Genomic DNA, 16,645 nt, shown 5'->3' on the forward strand with positions numbered 1-16,645 from the left:
ACGACGAATGCGGTGGACCGGGAAGGTCCACCGCATTCGTGTGAGAAAGGGTCAGCGATGTGCGCGGTTCACTGCGGAGACCACCGCGCGCAGCGACGCCGTGGTGATCGACGGGGCGATACCCACACCCCACACCAGTGTCGTCGTGCCGTCGGGGCGGGTGATGTCGGCCTCGACGTAGGCGGCAGCGTTGGCGTCGTCGCCTGCGGACATGGCGTGCTCGGCGTAACCGCGGACGGCCACTCGATATCCCAGCGTCTCGAGAGCGTCGACGAAGGCCGCCAGCGGGCCGTTGCCGGCGCCGGAGATCTCCTTCTCCACGCCATCGACCTTCAGCACCGCAGCGATGGTGTCCTCACCGTCGTCGGTCTCGGCCGCGGTGACCTTCTGCCGGATGCGCTCGAGCGGTGTGATCGGGGCCAGGTACTCCTCGTGGAAGATGTCCCACATCTCCTTGGGGCTGACCTCGCCACCTTCACCGTCGGTGACCTTCTGCACGGCCTGTGAGAACTCGATCTGCAAGCGGCGCGGGAGGTTCAGGCCGTGGTCGTGCTTCATGATGTACGCGATGCCGCCCTTACCGGACTGCGAGTTCACGCGGATCACGGCTTCGTAGGTGCGGCCGACGTCCTTCGGATCGATAGGCAGATAGGGCACGGCCCAGGTGTGATCGTCGACATCGACACCCGCGGCCTCCGCGTCGACCTTCATCATGTCCATGCCCTTGTTGATCGCGTCCTGGTGGCTGCCGGAGAACGCGGTGTAGACCAGGTCGCCACCGTAGGGGTGACGCTCGGGGACGGGCAGCTGGTTGCAGTACTCGACGGTGCGGCGGATCTCGTCGATGTCCGAGAAGTCGATCTGCGGGTCGATGCCCCGGCTGAACATGTTCATGCCCAGGGTGACCAGGCACACGTTGCCGGTGCGCTCACCGTTGCCGAACAGGCAGCCCTCGATGCGGTCGGCGCCGGCCTGGTATCCCAACTCGGCAGCAGCGACACCGGTGCCGCGGTCGTTGTGGGGGTGCAGCGACAGGATGATCGAATCGCGCTTGGCCAGGTTGCGGTGCATCCACTCGATCGAGTCGGCATAGACGTTCGGCGTGGCCATCTCGACAGTGGCCGGCAGGTTGATGATGACCGGATTCTCGGGGGTCGCGCCGAGGGTCTCGACGACTGCGTCGCAGACCTCCTTGGCGTACGACAGTTCGGTACCCGTGTACGACTCGGGGGAGTACTCCCAGCGCCAGTTGGTGTCGGGGTGGTTCTTCGCTTCCTCGAGTACCAGCTCGGCGGCGTCGGTCGCGATCTTCTTGATCGTCTCCTTGTCGGCCCGGAACACGACGCGCCGCTGCAGGATCGACGTCGAGTTGTAGAAGTGCACGATCACGTTCTGCGCCCCGGCGCACGCCTCGAAGGTGCGCTTGATCAGTTCGGGGCGGGACTGCGTCAAGACCTGGATGGTGACGTCGTCGGGGATCGCGCCGTCCTCGATGATCTCGCGGACGAAATCGAAGTCGGTCTGGCTCGCGGACGGGAAGCCGACCTCGATCTCCTTGTACCCCATGCGCACGAGCAGATCGAACATGCGGCGCTTGCGGGCAGGGCTCATCGGGTCGATCAGCGCCTGATTGCCGTCGCGCAGATCCACGGCGCACCACGCCGGAGCGCGATCGATGATCTTGTCGGGCCAGGTGCGGTCGGGCAGCGAGATCGGCTCGACCTCTTCGGCGAACGGCCGGTACCGGTAGGTCGGCATCGAGGAGTTCTTCTGCTTGTTCCACGACGGCTGATCGGCCGGAGCGGGCTTGCTCGGGGGCGTGATGGTGCGCGAGCCGGAGGTGAAAGCGTCGGCGGGTGACATGACGTACTCCAAAGAGAAAGGGGACCTGTGGGCCCAGATCGAGGATCGACCGGCGCGTCGAAACCCCGCGACGGGAAGCCGGTCTGGTCAGTTCCCGCCGCGGCGGCCGAGGAGAAGCACGCGCTGCATGACGTGAAGTGTATCGCGCCCATCGACGAGGTGGCCAAGTGGCTCCTCCCGAATCGACGCCCATCCGCAGGTCCGGGCCCTGCTGCGGAAAGCAGCGATTCCGTGATCGGTTCGATACGAAGTCGGCGGACGTAGCGGCTGTCGTGCCCTTAGCGTGATCGAGTGCAACTCGGAAACCATGAGTAACACCGGAAACATCTGTAACGCTCGGGCGAGGGTGAAGGGTGCATCGATGGGATCGTTGCGGACGATCGTTGCCGGGGCGTGCAGTGCGTTGCTCGCGGCCGGACTCGTGTCGGTCACGGCGCCGGAGGCGGAGGCCGAGCCGTGTGGCTCGGGTCCGCTCGGTTCCGGGTCCTTCGGGACGGGTTCGTCCGGCCCCCGGATCGGAAGTAGCGGGTCGGGAGGCGGGGGAGGCGCGCCCGAAGGACCGCAGGGGCCGCTTCCCGTACTCGGCGCCGGCCCGACGCGTACGGTGGCCTGGGTCACCGGTCCCCGCAGCCACAATCGGACCTACGACCGGTTCTCGATCTCCGGAACCGATCTCGGCATCATGTGGGACAACGGCGCGCAGGGCGACGACCGCCAGGTCCTGATGGCCTTCGGCGACACCTTCGGAAACTGTTCGTTGCCGAACCAGCAATGGCGGCACAACGTCCTGATGCGTACCTCCGACGACGACCTCTCGGACGGCATCGACGTTCCCGGTCCGGTGCCCGGCGACCCGCGTGCAGGCTCACCCGTGCTGCCGTGGGCGCCCGACACCTCACGCGAACTGGTGGGCAGTCTCGGCATCGACGGTCTCGAGATCACCGTCGTCCCCACGGCCGGTATCGCCGTCGACGGCATTCAGTACGTCAACTTCATGTCGGTACGTTCCTGGGGAGATCACGGGCACTGGCAGACCAACGCGTCGATGATCGCGAGTTCGAGGGACAACGGTGAGACCTGGCAGATCGCACCGGAGACCGCACGGATAAATCTGCCCCTCGACGTACCCACAGTGCAGCAGGTGTCGGTGGGCAACGGGAACTTCCAGCAGCACGCGTACGTCCGCCACGAGGGGTATGTCTACGACTTCGGTACACCGCAGGGCCGGTTCGGGGCGGCCTTCGTCTCGCGCGTACCCGAGGCCGCCGTCCTCGATCTGGCCGCGTACGAGTACTGGAGCGGTAGCGGATGGATCCCCGGCGACGCCGCCGCGGCGATACCGGTCGTGCCACCCACCGTGGGGGAGCTGTCGGTGCAGTTCCTCGACGGCAGATTCGTCATGCTCTACGGCAACGAGGGCCGCGGCGCGATCGAGATGAGGACGGCCCCGCGACCGGAAGGACCGTGGAGCGAGGCGCGCGTGCTCGTCACCCATCGGCAGATCGGCGGTCTCTACGCCCCGTTCATCCACCCCTGGTCGTCCGGCTCGGATCTCTACTTCACCGCCTCGCGATGGAGCGACTACAACGTCATGCTGTTGCACACGACACTTTCCTGACATGCCTGGGCTAGGCGAAAGCCACGGTCGGTAAGCTGGGCCACTGGACTTGTTACCCGAGACCCGGAGGTTGGCCAGCGTGGCACTCGTCGTCCAGAAGTACGGAGGATCCTCGGTCGCGACGGCCGAGCGGATCCGGCGCGTCGCTGAAAGGATCGTCGAGACCAAGAAGGCGGGCCACGACGTCGTCGTCGTCGTCTCCGCTATGGGAGATACCACCGACGAATTGCTCGACCTCGCCGAACAGGTGTGCCCGGCCCCGCCGGCCCGTGAGATGGACATGCTCCTCACCTCGGGCGAGCGCATCTCGAACGCTCTCGTCGCGATGGCGATCCATTCGCTCGGTGCCGAGGCCCGCTCGTTCACCGGTTCGCAGGCCGGCGTGATCACCACCGGTAGCCACGGCAAGGCGAAGATCATCGACGTCACCCCCGGCCGTGTGCGCACCGCCCTCGACGAGGGCAGCATCGTGCTGGTGGCCGGCTTCCAGGGTGTCAGCCAGGACAGCAAGGACATCACGACTCTCGGTCGTGGCGGTTCGGACACGACCGCCGTCGCGCTCGCCGCCGCGCTCGACGCCGATGTCTGCGAGATCTACACCGACGTCGACGGCGTGTTCACCGCGGACCCGCGCATCGTCAAGGACGCTCAGCGGCTCGAGAAGGTCTCGTTCGAGGAGATGCTCGAGCTCGCCGCATGTGGCGCGAAGGTTCTCATGCTGCGGTGCGTGGAGTACGCCCGCCGCTACAACGTGCCCGTGCACGTTCGTTCGTCGTACACCACCAAGCCCGGCACCATCGTGTCCGGATCGATGGAGGACATCCCCGTGGAAGAGGCCCTGATCACCGGCGTTGCGCACGATCGCAGCGAAGCCAAGATCACTGTCGTCGGTATTCCCGACACCCCCGGTTACGCCGCGAAGGTGTTCCGTGCCGTCGCCGATGCCGAGATCAACATCGACATGGTGCTGCAGAACATCTCCAAGGTCGAGACCGGCAAGACCGACATCACCTTCACGTGCCCGAAGAGCGACGGACCGCGCGCGGTGGAACTGCTCACCAAGCAGCAGGGCGAGATCGGCTTCACCCAGGTGCTCTTCGACGATCACATCGGCAAGGTCTCCCTCGTCGGTGCCGGTATGAAGAGCCATCCCGGCGTCACCGCCAAGTTCTGCGAGTCTCTCGCCGACGCCGGAATCAACATCGACCTGATCTCGACGTCGGAGATCCGCATCTCCGTGCTCGTCGACGACAACGAACTCGACGACGCCGTGCGCGCACTGCACGCAGCATTCGAACTCGGTGGCGACGAGGAAGCCGTCGTGCACGCCGGAACGGGACGGTAGATCATGACCACGATTGCGGTAGTAGGCGCGACCGGCCAGGTCGGCATCGTCATGCGCACCCTCCTCGAGGAGCGCAACTTCCCCGCCGACAATGTGCGGTTCTTCGCGTCGGCCCGGTCGGCCGGTAAGAAGCTGTCGTTCCGCGGTGAGGAGATCGTCGTCGAAGACGTCGCGGCGACCTCCGACGAGGATCTGAAGGGCATCGACATCGCCCTGTTCTCGGCCGGCGGCACCCTCTCGAAGGAGCAGGCTCCGCGGTTCGCGGCGGCTGGTGCGATCGTCGTCGACAACTCCTCGGCATGGCGCAAGGACCCCGAGGTTCCGCTCGTCGTGAGCGAGGTCAACCCGGAGCAGGTGAAGAATCCGCCGAAGGGCATCATCGCCAATCCGAACTGCACGACGATGGCTGCGATGCCGGTGCTCAAGGTGCTGCACGACGAGGCCGGGCTCACGCGTCTGATCGTGTCGAGCTACCAGGCGGTCTCCGGTAGCGGACTCGCGGGCGTCGAGGAACTCGTCGGTCAGGTCCGTGCCGTCGCCGACGATGCCGACAAGCTCGTCCATGCGGGTGACGCCGTCGATTTCCCGGCCCCGAACAAGTACGTCGCCCCCATCGCGTTCAACGTGGTGCCGCTCGCCGGATCGATCGTCGACGACGGATCGGGTGAGACCGACGAAGACCAGAAGCTGCGCAACGAGTCGCGCAAGATCCTCGGTCTGCCGGACCTGCTGGTGTCGGGCACGTGTGTGCGCGTTCCCGTCGTCACGGGCCACTCGCTGTCGATCAACGCGGAGTTCGAGCGTCCGCTGTCGGTCGAGCGAGCGCAGGAATTGCTGGCGAACGCTCCCGGCGTCCGTCTCGTGGACGTCCCCACTCCGCTCGCCGCAGCGGGCGACGACGTTTCGCTCGTCGGTCGTATCCGCCAGGATCCGGGTGTCCCCGAGGGGCGTGGGCTCGCCCTGTTCGTCTCGGGTGACAACCTGCGCAAGGGTGCAGCTCTGAACACGATCCAGATCGCGGAGCTTCTCGTCTAGCATTCCGAGTCTTCCGACCCGGGCGAGCGGGTGGACCTCTTTCCGAGGGCCACCCGCTCGTTTTGTTACCGGGAGGAGGCGAATGTCCGGGTTCTCGAGAATTATTTACAAGCAGTCTGGACTGTTTGTTGCACGGCGGTTACGATCCTGACGTGATCCAGGACACTGCGCCGCACGGAACTCGCACCCAGGCGCAACGAACGGCCGCCACCCGAGCGAAGCTGCTCGACGCCGCGGTCGACTCCCTCGTCGAGCACGGCTACTCGGGCACGAGTACTCAGGGCATCGCCAAACGTGCCGGAGTTTCGCGAGGTGCCCAGCTCCACCACTTCCCGACGAAGGAGAGCCTCGTCGTTGCGGCGGTCGAGCATCTCGTCGACAAGCGGCTCAGGGAGATCCTCGAAACGCGTCCCGAGCCCGAGCGTGGTTTCGAGGCGCTGATGGAGGCCTTCTCCGGGCCACTGTTCTATGCGGCGCTCGAGTTGTGGGTCGCGGGCCGGACGGATCCGTCCCTGCACGAGGCGATGATTCCCCTCGAACGCAAGGTGTCCGATGCGCTGCGCGTCGGGTGCCTGGAGATCATGGGCGACCTGGTATCGCCCGAGGCGATCGACCTGAGCATCGAGCTGGCACGAGGTTTCGCGGTGTCGGCTCTGATGCGCACGCCCGAATCCGATCGAGAGTTCCGGGAGCGCCTGCTCCCCGTCTGGAAGGCTCTGGTGATGAAATGAGTCTCGCACTGCTTCCCGATCACGTGCACACGCTCGTCGTCGGTGCGGGTTTCGGTGGTATCGGCATGACCGCAACACTGTTGCGCGAGAACCCCGATGCCGACGTCCTCGTTCTCGAGCGTGGTGACGACGTCGGGGGAACGTGGCGCGTGAACACCTATCCCGGTGCTGCGTGCGACGTTCCCAGCGCGCTGTACTCGTTCTCCTTCGCTCCCGAGCCCGACTGGTCGCGAGCGCACGGCACCCAGCAGGAGATCTACGCATATCTGCGTCGTGTCGCGCGTGAGCAGGGCGTGACCGACCGGACCGTCTTCGGATGCGAACTGCGAGAGGCGCAGTGGGATCCCGAACGCGCCGTGTGGCGGATCTCCACCTCACGTGGTGACCTGACCGCCGACGTGCTGGTCGCGGCGACCGGAGCTCTCTCGACTCCCACCTATCCGAAGGTTCCCGGACTGGAGTTGTTCCAGGGCAAGAAGTTCCACTCGGCCGAGTGGGATCACGACCACGATCTCACCGGCGAGCGCGTCGCCGTCATCGGCACAGGAGCCTCGGCGATCCAGTTCGTGCCGGCGATCGTCGACCGCGTCGAGCGGCTCACACTCTTCCAGCGCACTCCTTCGTGGGTGATGCCCAAGCGCGACCATGCGATCGCCCGATCGGTGCGCAAGCTCTACCGGCGTTTCCCCGTGACCCAGAAGATCATGCGCGGAGCAGTGTACGGCCAGAAGGAGATCTACGTCGTCGGCATGACGAAACCCTTCGCCCGCAAGAACTTCCTGCCCTTGTTCGAGATCCGGGCCCGTCAGGTACTGCGCAAGAGCGTGCGCGATCCCGAACTGCGCAAGCGCCTGACGCCGGACTTCGCGATCACCTGCAAGCGCATCCTCCTGTCCAACGACTGGTTCCCCGCCATCACGCGGCCGAACGTGGACGTGGTGTCCTCCGGCCTGGCGGCGGTCACCGAGAACGGTGTCGTCGACGACAAGGGAACCGAGTACCCCGTGGACACCATCATCTTCGGTACCGGCTTCACGCCTACCGAACCGCCTGTCGCGCACCATATCCGCGGCACCGAGGGTCGTACCCTCGCCGAGACCTGGGACGGCAGCCCCTCGGCCTACCTCGGTATCACCGTGCCCGGCTTCCCGAACCTGTTCCTCATGTACGGACCCAATACCAACCTGGGCCACAGCTCGATCGTGTACATGCTCGAATCCCAGGCGAACTACATCGCCGATGCGATGCGCACGATGGACCGGCGAGGCGTCACGGCCGTGGAGGTGCGCGACGACGCGGTGCGCCGCTATACCGCCGACCTCGACCCGGCACTGAACAACACCGTCTGGAACCAGGGCGGCTGCAGCAGCTGGTACATCGACGAGAAGGGCCGCAACTCCGTGATGTGGCCGGCCTTCACGTGGCAGTACCGGGCACGAACCAAGCAGTTCGACCCCGAGAGCTACATCGAACACCGCGCGACGGCGGGAGCGGGAGCATGACCCACTACGACGTCCTGGTGATCGGATCAGGATTCGGTGGCAGCGTCGCAGCATTGCGAGCCACGGAGAAGGGCTACCGAGTAGGAGTTCTCGAGGCGGGTCGGCGTTTCGAGGACGACGAGCTGCCGAAGACGAGTTGGCGCCTCCGCAAGTACCTGTGGGCGCCGCAACTCGGTTGCTACGGAGTGCAGCGCATGCACCTGCTGCCCGACGTCCTCGTCATGGCCGGAGCCGGCGTGGGCGGCGGATCGCTGAACTACGCCAACACCCTGTACAAGCCGCCCACTCCCTTCTTCCGCGATCCGCAGTGGGGTCACATCACCGACTGGGAAGCAGAGCTGGCGCCGTACTACGACCAGGCGGCGCGCATGCTCGGGGTGCGTCCCAACCCCACCACGAGTCCAGCGGACGAGGTGATGCGTCAGGTCGCCGAGGAGATGGGGGTCGGCGACACCTACACGACCACCCCGGTCGGCGTGTTCTTCGACGAACCCGGGAAGACGGTTTCCGACCCGTTCTTCGGTGGGGCCGGGCCCGATCGCACCGGCTGCACCGAATGCGGTAGCTGCATGACGGGTTGCCGCGTGGGAGCGAAGAACACGCTCGTCAAGAACTATCTGTACCTCGCAGAGAAGGCCGGCGCGCGGATTCACGCCCTCACGACAGTGACACGTGTGGTTCCGCGGCCGGGCGGCGGATACGAGGTCCACACTCGCAGCACCAACGGAATCAAGAAGCGCCGTAAGGTCTTCACGGCCGATCAGGTGGTGATCGCGGCCGGCACCTACGGCACTGCGCGACTGTTGCTCGCAAGCCGCGAGACGGGCGACCTTCCGAATCTCTCGTCCACCCTCGGCACCGTGGTGCGGACCAACTCCGAGGCAGTGCTCGCCGCAACCGCGCAGGACCGCACCGTCGACTACACCAAGGGCGTGGCCATCACCTCGTCCTTCCACCCCGACGACCACACGCACATCGAACCGGTGCGTTACGGCAAGGGCAGCAACCTGATCGGGCTCCTCCAAGCCTTGCTCGTGGACGGCGGGACCAGGATGCCGCGGCTGCTGAAGTTCTTCGGTGTCGCCGCGAAGAATCCGGGGGCCTTCCTCCGGTCGCTGTCGGTGCGGAACTGGTCCGAGCGGACGGTGATCGCACTCGTGATGCAGACCGACGACAACTCGCTCGAACTCGCCACTCGTCGTACGCCACTCGGCCGTGGCCTGACCAGCAAGCAGGGGCCGGGCACCCCGCCGCCCGAATGGATCCCGGTCGGGCACGAGGCGGTCCGACGTATCGCCGACAAGATCGACGGTGATGCGGGTGGTTCGATCGCCGACCTGTTCAACATCCCGATGACCGCGCACTTCCTCGGTGGCTGTGCGATCGGGGATTCGCCGCGCACCGGCACCGTCGACCCCTATCTGCGCGTGTACGGGCACGAGGGGTTGCACGTCGTCGACGGTTCGGCCGTCAGTGCCAATCTCGGCGTGAACCCGTCTCTCACCATCACCGCGCAGGCCGAACGTGCGCTGGCGCTGTGGCCCAACAAGGGGGAGAGGGACAACAGGCCCCCGCTCGGTTCGGCCTACGAAGCCGTGCAGCCCGTCGAGCCGGTACGACCGACGGTGCCCGTCGGGGCGCCCGCGGCGCTGCGGCTTCCCATCATTCCCGTTCGGAAGGAGAACGCACGTGCTCTGGACAGTGCCTGAGTGCGAGGACGAACGCACCGACTATCCGGTGTCGCCCCCACCGCCCTGGCCGGCTACCGTGCGGGCCACCCTGTGGTGGCATCGCAGCACCCCGGAAGCTGCCGAATACGGCCCGTCCGGGCCGGTACTCCCGGTCACGCTCGCGATGATGGTCGACTATCTGGACTCGCCGGTCGGTCCGTACCGCGAGGTGCTGGCCAGCCCGGTTCTGCGTCGTGGACTGATCCCCGCCATGGCGGTGCCGTTCATCGCCGTGGACTCCGAACCGTCGGTGCACGGTGGTCGTGAGCACTGGAAGTTGCCGAAGGTACTCGCGAAGTTCGACGGTGACGTGCTCGGGAACTTCTCCGCGACGGGCGCGCGATGGCGGGTCACCACCTCGGCCACCCCGAAGGGTCCGGAGCTGCCGATCGCCGGCGGGCTGACCTTCGCTCAGCCGATTCCCGGTGGTGCGGTCGAGCGTGCGTCGGCCCGGCTGCGGGGAAAGTTTCGCTACGCACGGGTCACGGTCGCCGCAGAGGGCCCGACCCTGGGGCGCTGGCTCCGGCCGGGTACCCACCACGGGATCGTGATCACGTCCGGGCGGATGTCGACAGGTCCGGCGAAGATCGTGGGCCGGCCGGTGTGACACCGTGTACTCTCCCCGGATCACGGGGAGAGGGCGCGACAGATCGAATCTCTTCGCAGGACCCAGCGCAGATCGTCCGACGTCGATGTCGGTTCTCCACCAACTCGATTCTTCTCAGAGGAGTTGTCATGGCCCGTCCTGTACGACCTGCATCCGACGGATCCTCGTCCGATGAATTGACCGCGCACGACCTCGATATTGTTGTGAGGGCACTGACCGGCCGGTCGCCGAGCGTCGAGGACGTGGGCGTCGCGCGACCTGTCCGCGAATCTCCGCCCGGAGGCCGGGACCGGCCGCCCGAGCCGCGCTGACGGAAGAGGCACCGAACCCCGAGTGCGGATCGGCGGCGATCGTCACCCGAGGCCGGTGGTGACGGACACCATTCCCCTATTCTTGACTTATTCCAGAAAACGGGCATACTTGGGGACATGCAACAAGGACACGAGCATCACTTCGACCCGAAAGAGCAATTGCGCTCCGTGGGTTTGCGGGTGACAGCTCCCCGCGTTGCCGTACTGAGAACCGTTGCCGAGCATCCGCATTCGGATGCGGATCGGATCGCAGCTCATGTGCGAGACGAACTCGGCTCGGTGTCGACGCAGGCCGTCTACGACGTACTCAAGGCGTGCGTGGGGAACGGGTTGCTCCGCAAGATCGAACCTGCCGGATCGCCCGCTCGGTACGAGGCCCGCATCGGCGACAATCACCATCACCTCGTATGCCGTGCATGCGGCACGGTCGTCGATATCGATTGCGTCGTCGGGGCCGCCCCCTGTCTGACGCCGTCCGACGACCACGGCTTCGTCATCGACGAAGCAGAGGTCACCTTCTGGGGCATGTGCCCCGGCTGTCGCCAGAGCTGATTCCTGCTCACTTCGCCGGTAACCCGGCCCGTCACGGGCCGGGCTGCCGGATTCGTGTCCCGAGACCCGGAACACATGTATTCGGAGGTCACCCATGTCGAATGCCCGCTACACCACGAACAATGTCGGTATCCCCGTCGCGAGCGACAACGAGTCGCTGACCGCCGGCACCCAAGGTCCGATCCTGCTCCACGACCACTATCTGGTCGAGAAGCTCGCACACTTCAACCGGGAGCGGGTGCCCGAGCGTGTCGTGCACGCCAAGGGGGCCGGTGCCTTCGGTGAACTCCTCGTCACCGAAGACGTCTCCGCCTACACGAAGGCCAAGCTGTTCCAGCCCGGTGCGAAAACCGATATGCTGGCACGCTTCTCGACCGTTGCAGGCGAGCAGGGCAGCCCCGACACCTGGCGCGACCCGCGGGGTTTCGCGTTGAAGTTCTACACCGAGGACGGAAACTACGACCTCGTCGGCAACAACACCCCGGTCTTCTTCATCAAGGATCCGATCAAGTTCCCGGACTTCATCCACTCGCAGAAGCGACTGCCCGGCTCCGGCCTGCGCGACCACACGATGCAGTGGGACTTCTGGACCCTGCGGCCCGAGACGGCGCATCAGGTCACCTGGCTGATGGGCGACCGCGGCCTGCCGCGCACATGGCGTCACATGGACGGATTCGGGTCGCACACCTACCAGTGGATCAATGCGGCCGGTGAACGCTTCTGGGTGAAGTACCACTTCAAGACCGACCAGGGCATCGAGTTCCTCACCCAGGCCGAGGCCGACCGGCTGGCCGGCACGGATCCGGACTACCACCGGGCCGATCTGTACAACGCTGTCGAGCGCGGCGAGTTCCCGAGCTGGACGCTCCACGTGCAGATCATGCCGGTCGCGGAGGCCGAGAGCTACCGGTTCAATCCGTTCGACCTGACCAAGGTGTGGTCGCAGAAGGACTACCCCCTGATCAAGGTCGGCGTCATGACTCTGAACCGCAACCCGCGCAACTTCTTCGCGGAGATCGAGCAGGCTGCATTCGCACCGTCGAACGTCGTGCCGGGCATCGGTTTCTCGCCCGACAAGATGCTGCTCGGTCGCGTTTTCTCCTACGCCGACGCACATCGCTACCGCATCGGTGTGAATCACGCGCAGTTGCCGGTCAACGCCCCGAAGAGCCGTGTCGACTCCTACAGTAAGGAGGGCAACATGGCCTACAGCTTCAACGACCCCGAGACGCCGGTGTACGCACCGAACAGTTTCGGTGGCCCGCACGCTGATCCGGAGCGCGCAGGTGACGAGGGTCTGTGGGACTTCGGCACCGAAGCAGTTCGCGCCGGATACGTGCAACACCCGGAGGACGACGACTTCGGCCAGGCGGGCACGCTCGTCCGCGAGGTCATGGACGACGAGGCGCGGGAGCGACTCGTGAACAACATCGTCGGTCACGTCCTCGGCGGTACCTCGGAGGCGCTCTACGAGCGGATCTTCGAGTACTGGCGCAACGTGGACGAGGAACTCGGCAAGCGCGTCGAGGCCGGAGTGCGCGCCGGGTCCTGATCCCGCTGCGCGACCGATGTGGTGAGCCGGTGAGCGGTCAGAGCAGACCCCACAGATAGATCAGGGTTGCCAGGGCCAGCACGATCCACGTGGTGTCCATGATGCCGATCTCCCTCCGGTCGACGAACTACAACTCCATCATCCGTCACGAACGACGGTTGCCGTACACGGGGCAGGGTCGCCCACCGATCGCGGTGGGCGACCCTGCCCCGTGTACTCGCTCTGCCTTCCTTCGAACATGCGTGTGACGAGGGTGCCCACCGTGGTTGTTAGGTTGGAGATCCGACCCCGACAACGCCTCGCCGGGTCGGATTCGCGCGGTTCGTCGAAAGGTGTTGTCCGACATGGTGATGGGTCCTACCCATGCAGTATCCGGAGCGCTGGTGGGCCTCATCGTCGCCGATGTGCTTCCCCCCGAGTGGGGTGCGCCCGCGTCCACCGCTGAAACGTTCGCCTTCGCGGCGGTGTGCTCGGGAGCTGCCCTCCTTCCCGATCTCGACACAAGCCAATCGACTGTCGCGCGGTCGTTCGGTCCCGTCAGCCAGGCCTTCGCGAAGGGCGTCGACGCCATCTCGCTCGGGTACTACTCGCTCACGAAGGGCAGCCGTGATCGGAAGCGGCGAGGCGGGCACCGCACCATGACACACACCGCGCTGTTCGCGGCTCTGCTGGGTGCCGGAGTCTCGGTGCTCGTCGCGAACTTCGGCAGAGCGGCGATCATCGGGGTCCTGTTCGTCACTCTCGGTCTCGCGCTGCGAGGCCTGTTCGGGTCGTGGGCGAAGAAGCGAGGCTGGGTGGTCGTCACCCTGAGTGCGGCGGTTCTGTCGATCCTGTCCTGGACGTGGTTTCCCCAGGAGGTCGCATCCACCGGTCTCGGTATCGCGGTCGCACTCGGATGCGTGACGCACTGTCTCGGCGATGCGGTCACCAAGGAGGGCATCCCGTTCCTCGCGCCCTTCGTGCCCTGGCGTAAATCTCGCTGGTGGGAGATCAAACTGCCCTCGCTGCTGTCCATCCGTGCTGGCGGCCCGTTCGAACTCGGCATCCTGGGGCCCGCTCTCACGATTGCGGCTGTCGCGATGGGGATCTGGTCGATCGACGGAGCGCCCGAGCACATCATGGGCACCCTGGAGGCGTCAGGACTCTCGTTCTGGGATGACACCACCGCAAACCGGTAGCGACACTGGAACAAGAAGAGAACTTGTTCTATTTTCGACGGGATCCGTGCCCGCCGAACAGAACGGAACTCGCCCTCGTGAGCGCTCGTGTCTCAGGCCCCACACTCAGTCGTCGTGGTCTTCTCGGAGCTGCCGCAGGAGCGGCTGTCCTTGCAGGTACGGGATGGTCGCTCGCGGGCGCAGTGCCGCTCGGTGACCCGGCCGCCACGATTCCGGCGCCCCCGGAGTTTCCGGCCGACATCCCGCTCTCGCAACAACAGTTCGTCAACTGGGCGAAGACCATTCAGTTCGACGCGGTGTGGACCGCGACGGCTCGTACCGCGGACGATGTCGTCCGCCTCGCGAACTGGGCGCACACCCACGGCTTCCGCATCCGCCCGCGTGGATCGATGCACAGCTGGAGCCCCCTCACGCTCGAAGCCGGGCAGGACATCGGGAACGTCGTGCTGGTCGACACCATGTCGCAGCTGAACAGCGTCGTCGTCGATGCGGGCGCCGCACCTCCGCGCGTGACGGCCGGTGGTGGTGCCGGCATCGAAGCAATCCTCACCGCGCTCGAAGCCGAGGGGCTGGGCTGGGCGAACTCGCCGGCCATCGGCGATATCTCCATCGCGGGCGCACTGTCGATCGGGGCCCACGGAGCCACCTACCCGGCAGCGGGGGAGACTGTGATTCCGGGCCAGTCGTTCGGCTCCCTCTCCAACCTCGTCCTCGCACTGACCGCCGTGGTGTGGAATGCATCGGCCGGGGTCTACGAACTCCGCGAATTCCGCCGGGCTGACCCGGAGATCGGACCTCTGCTCGCCCATCTCGGACGCACCTTCGTCACCTCGGTGACCTTGCAGGCAGGGGCGAACTACCGGTTGCGCTGCCGGAGTTTCACCGACATCCCGTGGCGCGAATTGTTCGCGCCGCCCGGATCTCCGGGACGAACGTTCGAGCGATACGTCGAGGAGCACGGACGCGTCGAGGCGATCTGGTTTCCCTTCACCGAGACACCCTGGCTCAAGATCTGGTCGGTAACCCCGGAGAAGCCCGCCGAATCCCGTGAGGTGCAGGGCCCATACAACTATTACTTCTCGGACAGCCTGCCCGAAGAACTCACCGACCTTCTGGGACAGGTCGTGCGCGGCGCCCAGGCCGTCACACCGGCTTTCGGTGCCTCGCAGTTCGGCGCGGTGGCGACAGGGCTCGCGGCGACCGGAACGAACGATCTGTGGGGGTGGTCCAAGGACTTGTTGTTCTACCTGCGTGCGGCGACCTTGCGCGTGGTGGCGGGGGGCGGTGTCGTCGTGACGAGACGCGACAACATCGCCCGTGTCATCAACGAATTCACGACCTGGCTGCACGAGCGGATGACGCACTACGCCTCGCTCGGGCAGTATCCCGTCAACATGCCGTTCGAGGTGCGTCTGTGCAAGGTCGACGACGCCGGTGAGGTGCTCGTCGATGCGGCGGGAGTGCCCGACCTGTCTCCGGTGCGGCCCCGGCCGGACCGGCCGGATTGGGACACGGCGATCTGGCTCAATGTCGTGTCGATCCCCGGTACCGCCGGAATGCCGGCCTTCTTCCGGGAGATGGAGCAGTGGATGGCTGCCCACTTCTCGGGGGAATACGCGACGTTCCGATCCGAATGGTCGAAAGGATGGGCGTTCGACGACGAGGGCGGTTACCGGGACCCGGGCTTCCTCGAGGGCACGGTGCCGGCGATGTACCGCACGGGGCTGCCGTCCGGGCAAGGATGGGATGCCGCGCTGGCGGCCTTCGAAGAACACGACCCGCATCGCGTGTTCAGCAACCGGTTCCTCGATCGATTGCTGCCCTGACAGCCGGCGTCAGCAACCTGTGTGTGACAAGGCTCGTGCGTAACCCGCGGTCTGGTAGGCGTAGGCCCAGACCCAGTACGACAGCGAGATATCGGCCGGGCTGGCAGCCATGACGAGTTCGCCGTCGAAACATCGCTCGAGGATGAAACGCGCACGAGAAATGTGTGGCACGAAGGTCACCACGATGACGCTCGTCCACCCGTTGAGGGCCGCGAGGCGGCGCAGTTCCTGCGCTTCACCGCGCGTGGTCGGCGGGTTCGGTTCGAAGCAACTGACCGGGAAGTCGTAGCGTCGGTGACTGCACAGGTCTGTCAGCCAGATGTCCTCGGCGCCATCGGGGTTCGACACGACGACCTGGGGTGCGAAGCCTTCCATCGCGAGTGCGAGCGCGTAGGGATAACGCTCGTAGACCGCGCCGCCGAGTACGAAGATGGCGTCTGCGCGGCGATACGGACTCATGTACTCGATCTCGATCTGCGGGGTCACGTAGACGGGAACGCCGGCAGCGAGCAAGGCGCACAGCGCGAGTACGGCGATGGTGACCCACCGCCGTCGGCGGCGACGTGCCCCGGCAGGGAAGGCGGCGCCGTCGAAGGCTTCGGACGAACTCTTCCGGGCGGCCCTGCGTCGTCGCATCATGTGCCGATCCGTTCCTGCCCGACCGCCGTCGTGGCGTCTCGCGAGTGAAGTGCCGCGTAGCAGTTTACGGCAGCAAAGTATTTTTTTCGCGGAGAAAAAGACTTTGAGAATCTTTTCTCGGGGGTCGTGCCCTTGCCTTCTGTCGTCTACCGGAAC

At 65.8% G+C, this 16,645-nt stretch carries 13 protein-coding genes; 11 read left to right on the forward strand and 2 right to left on the reverse strand.

Going from position 1 to position 16,645, the window contains the following annotated elements; genetic code table 11:
• Positions 1 to 51: 51 nt before the first annotated feature.
• Positions 52 to 1,863 carry a 2-isopropylmalate synthase gene (gene leuA / locus ABZ789_RS19500; protein WP_358427181.1) on the reverse strand — a complete coding sequence of 604 codons (1,812 nt, stop codon included), beginning with the start codon at positions 1,861 to 1,863 and terminating at the stop codon, positions 52 to 54.
• Between the two features lie 361 nt (positions 1,864 to 2,224).
• Here leuA and ABZ789_RS19505 point away from each other — a divergent pair, with 361 nt between their 5' ends.
• From ABZ789_RS19505 to ABZ789_RS19555, 11 genes are all read left to right on the forward strand, one after another.
• Positions 2,225 to 3,481, forward strand: coding sequence for a DUF4185 domain-containing protein (locus ABZ789_RS19505; protein WP_358427184.1), 1,257 nt, complete (start codon positions 2,225 to 2,227; stop codon positions 3,479 to 3,481).
• A 79-nt stretch (positions 3,482 to 3,560) separates the two neighbouring features.
• Entirely contained in the window at positions 3,561 to 4,826 is a 1,266-nt protein-coding gene (locus ABZ789_RS19510; RefSeq protein ID WP_358427187.1) for an aspartate kinase, read from the forward strand.
• 3 nt (positions 4,827 to 4,829) lie between these two features.
• Positions 4,830 to 5,861, forward strand: coding sequence for an aspartate-semialdehyde dehydrogenase (locus tag ABZ789_RS19515; RefSeq protein WP_358427190.1), 1,032 nt, complete (start codon positions 4,830 to 4,832; stop codon positions 5,859 to 5,861).
• A 152-nt stretch (positions 5,862 to 6,013) separates the two neighbouring features.
• The gene (locus ABZ789_RS19520) at positions 6,014 to 6,592 is read left to right on the forward strand and encodes a TetR/AcrR family transcriptional regulator (protein WP_358427193.1); all 579 of its coding nucleotides are present in this window, start codon (positions 6,014 to 6,016) and stop codon (positions 6,590 to 6,592) included.
• Positions 6,589 to 8,094 (forward strand): NAD(P)/FAD-dependent oxidoreductase, encoded by a 1,506-nt coding sequence (locus tag ABZ789_RS19525; RefSeq protein WP_358427196.1) that lies wholly within the window; start codon positions 6,589 to 6,591, stop codon positions 8,092 to 8,094. The genes ABZ789_RS19520 and ABZ789_RS19525 overlap by 4 nt, the downstream gene beginning before the upstream one ends.
• The gene (locus ABZ789_RS19530) at positions 8,091 to 9,803 is read left to right on the forward strand and encodes a GMC family oxidoreductase (protein ID WP_358427199.1); all 1,713 of its coding nucleotides are present in this window, start codon (positions 8,091 to 8,093) and stop codon (positions 9,801 to 9,803) included. The genes ABZ789_RS19525 and ABZ789_RS19530 overlap by 4 nt, the downstream gene beginning before the upstream one ends.
• On the forward strand, positions 9,796 to 10,431 hold the full coding sequence (locus ABZ789_RS19535; protein ID WP_358427322.1) for an acetoacetate decarboxylase family protein: 636 nt from the start codon (positions 9,796 to 9,798) through the stop codon (positions 10,429 to 10,431). Before ABZ789_RS19530 ends, ABZ789_RS19535 begins: the two co-directional genes overlap by 8 nt.
• A gap of 428 nt (positions 10,432 to 10,859) precedes the next feature.
• Positions 10,860 to 11,294, forward strand: a complete 435-nt coding sequence (locus ABZ789_RS19540; protein WP_358427202.1) for a Fur family transcriptional regulator — start codon at positions 10,860 to 10,862, stop codon at positions 11,292 to 11,294.
• 94 nt (positions 11,295 to 11,388) lie between these two features.
• Positions 11,389 to 12,846: a catalase gene (locus ABZ789_RS19545; protein WP_358427204.1), complete on the forward strand. Its 1,458-nt coding sequence runs from the start codon at positions 11,389 to 11,391 to the stop codon at positions 12,844 to 12,846.
• 344 nt (positions 12,847 to 13,190) lie between these two features.
• Positions 13,191 to 14,024, forward strand: a complete 834-nt coding sequence (locus ABZ789_RS19550; protein WP_358427207.1) for a metal-dependent hydrolase — start codon at positions 13,191 to 13,193, stop codon at positions 14,022 to 14,024.
• 77 nt (positions 14,025 to 14,101) lie between these two features.
• Positions 14,102 to 15,850 carry a cholesterol oxidase substrate-binding domain-containing protein gene (locus ABZ789_RS19555; RefSeq protein ID WP_358427210.1) on the forward strand — a complete coding sequence of 583 codons (1,749 nt, stop codon included), beginning with the start codon at positions 14,102 to 14,104 and terminating at the stop codon, positions 15,848 to 15,850.
• Positions 15,851 to 15,859: 9 nt separating this feature from the next.
• Here the strand turns inward: ABZ789_RS19555 and ABZ789_RS19560 are convergent, their stop codons facing one another.
• The gene (locus ABZ789_RS19560; protein WP_358427213.1) at positions 15,860 to 16,489 is read right to left on the reverse strand and encodes a YdcF family protein; all 630 of its coding nucleotides are present in this window, start codon (positions 16,487 to 16,489) and stop codon (positions 15,860 to 15,862) included.
• Between the last annotated feature and the right edge of the window lie 156 nt (positions 16,490 to 16,645).

The sequence above is a fragment of the Rhodococcus sp. NPDC047139 genome (assembly GCF_040643435.1).
Taxonomy (GTDB): domain Bacteria; phylum Actinomycetota; class Actinomycetes; order Mycobacteriales; family Mycobacteriaceae; genus Rhodococcus.

Bases quoted from the DNA above. Each gene is read 5' to 3' on its own strand.
- ABZ789_RS19550 (WP_358427207.1), top strand. From the start codon at position 13,191: ATGGTGATGGGTCCTACCCATGCAGTATCCGGAGCGCTGGTGGGCCTC.
- ABZ789_RS19525 (WP_358427196.1), top strand. From the start codon at position 6,589: ATGAGTCTCGCACTGCTTCCCGATCACGTGCACACGCTCGTCGTCGGT.
- ABZ789_RS19530 (WP_358427199.1), top strand. From the start codon at position 8,091: ATGACCCACTACGACGTCCTGGTGATCGGATCAGGATTCGGTGGCAGC.
- ABZ789_RS19560 (WP_358427213.1), bottom strand. From the start codon at position 16,489: ATGATGCGACGACGCAGGGCCGCCCGGAAGAGTTCGTCCGAAGCCTTC.
- leuA (WP_358427181.1), bottom strand. From the start codon at position 1,863: ATGTCACCCGCCGACGCTTTCACCTCCGGCTCGCGCACCATCACGCCC.
- ABZ789_RS19540 (WP_358427202.1), top strand. From the start codon at position 10,860: ATGCAACAAGGACACGAGCATCACTTCGACCCGAAAGAGCAATTGCGC.
- ABZ789_RS19505 (WP_358427184.1), top strand. From the start codon at position 2,225: ATGGGATCGTTGCGGACGATCGTTGCCGGGGCGTGCAGTGCGTTGCTC.
- ABZ789_RS19515 (WP_358427190.1), top strand. From the start codon at position 4,830: ATGACCACGATTGCGGTAGTAGGCGCGACCGGCCAGGTCGGCATCGTC.
- ABZ789_RS19545 (WP_358427204.1), top strand. From the start codon at position 11,389: ATGTCGAATGCCCGCTACACCACGAACAATGTCGGTATCCCCGTCGCG.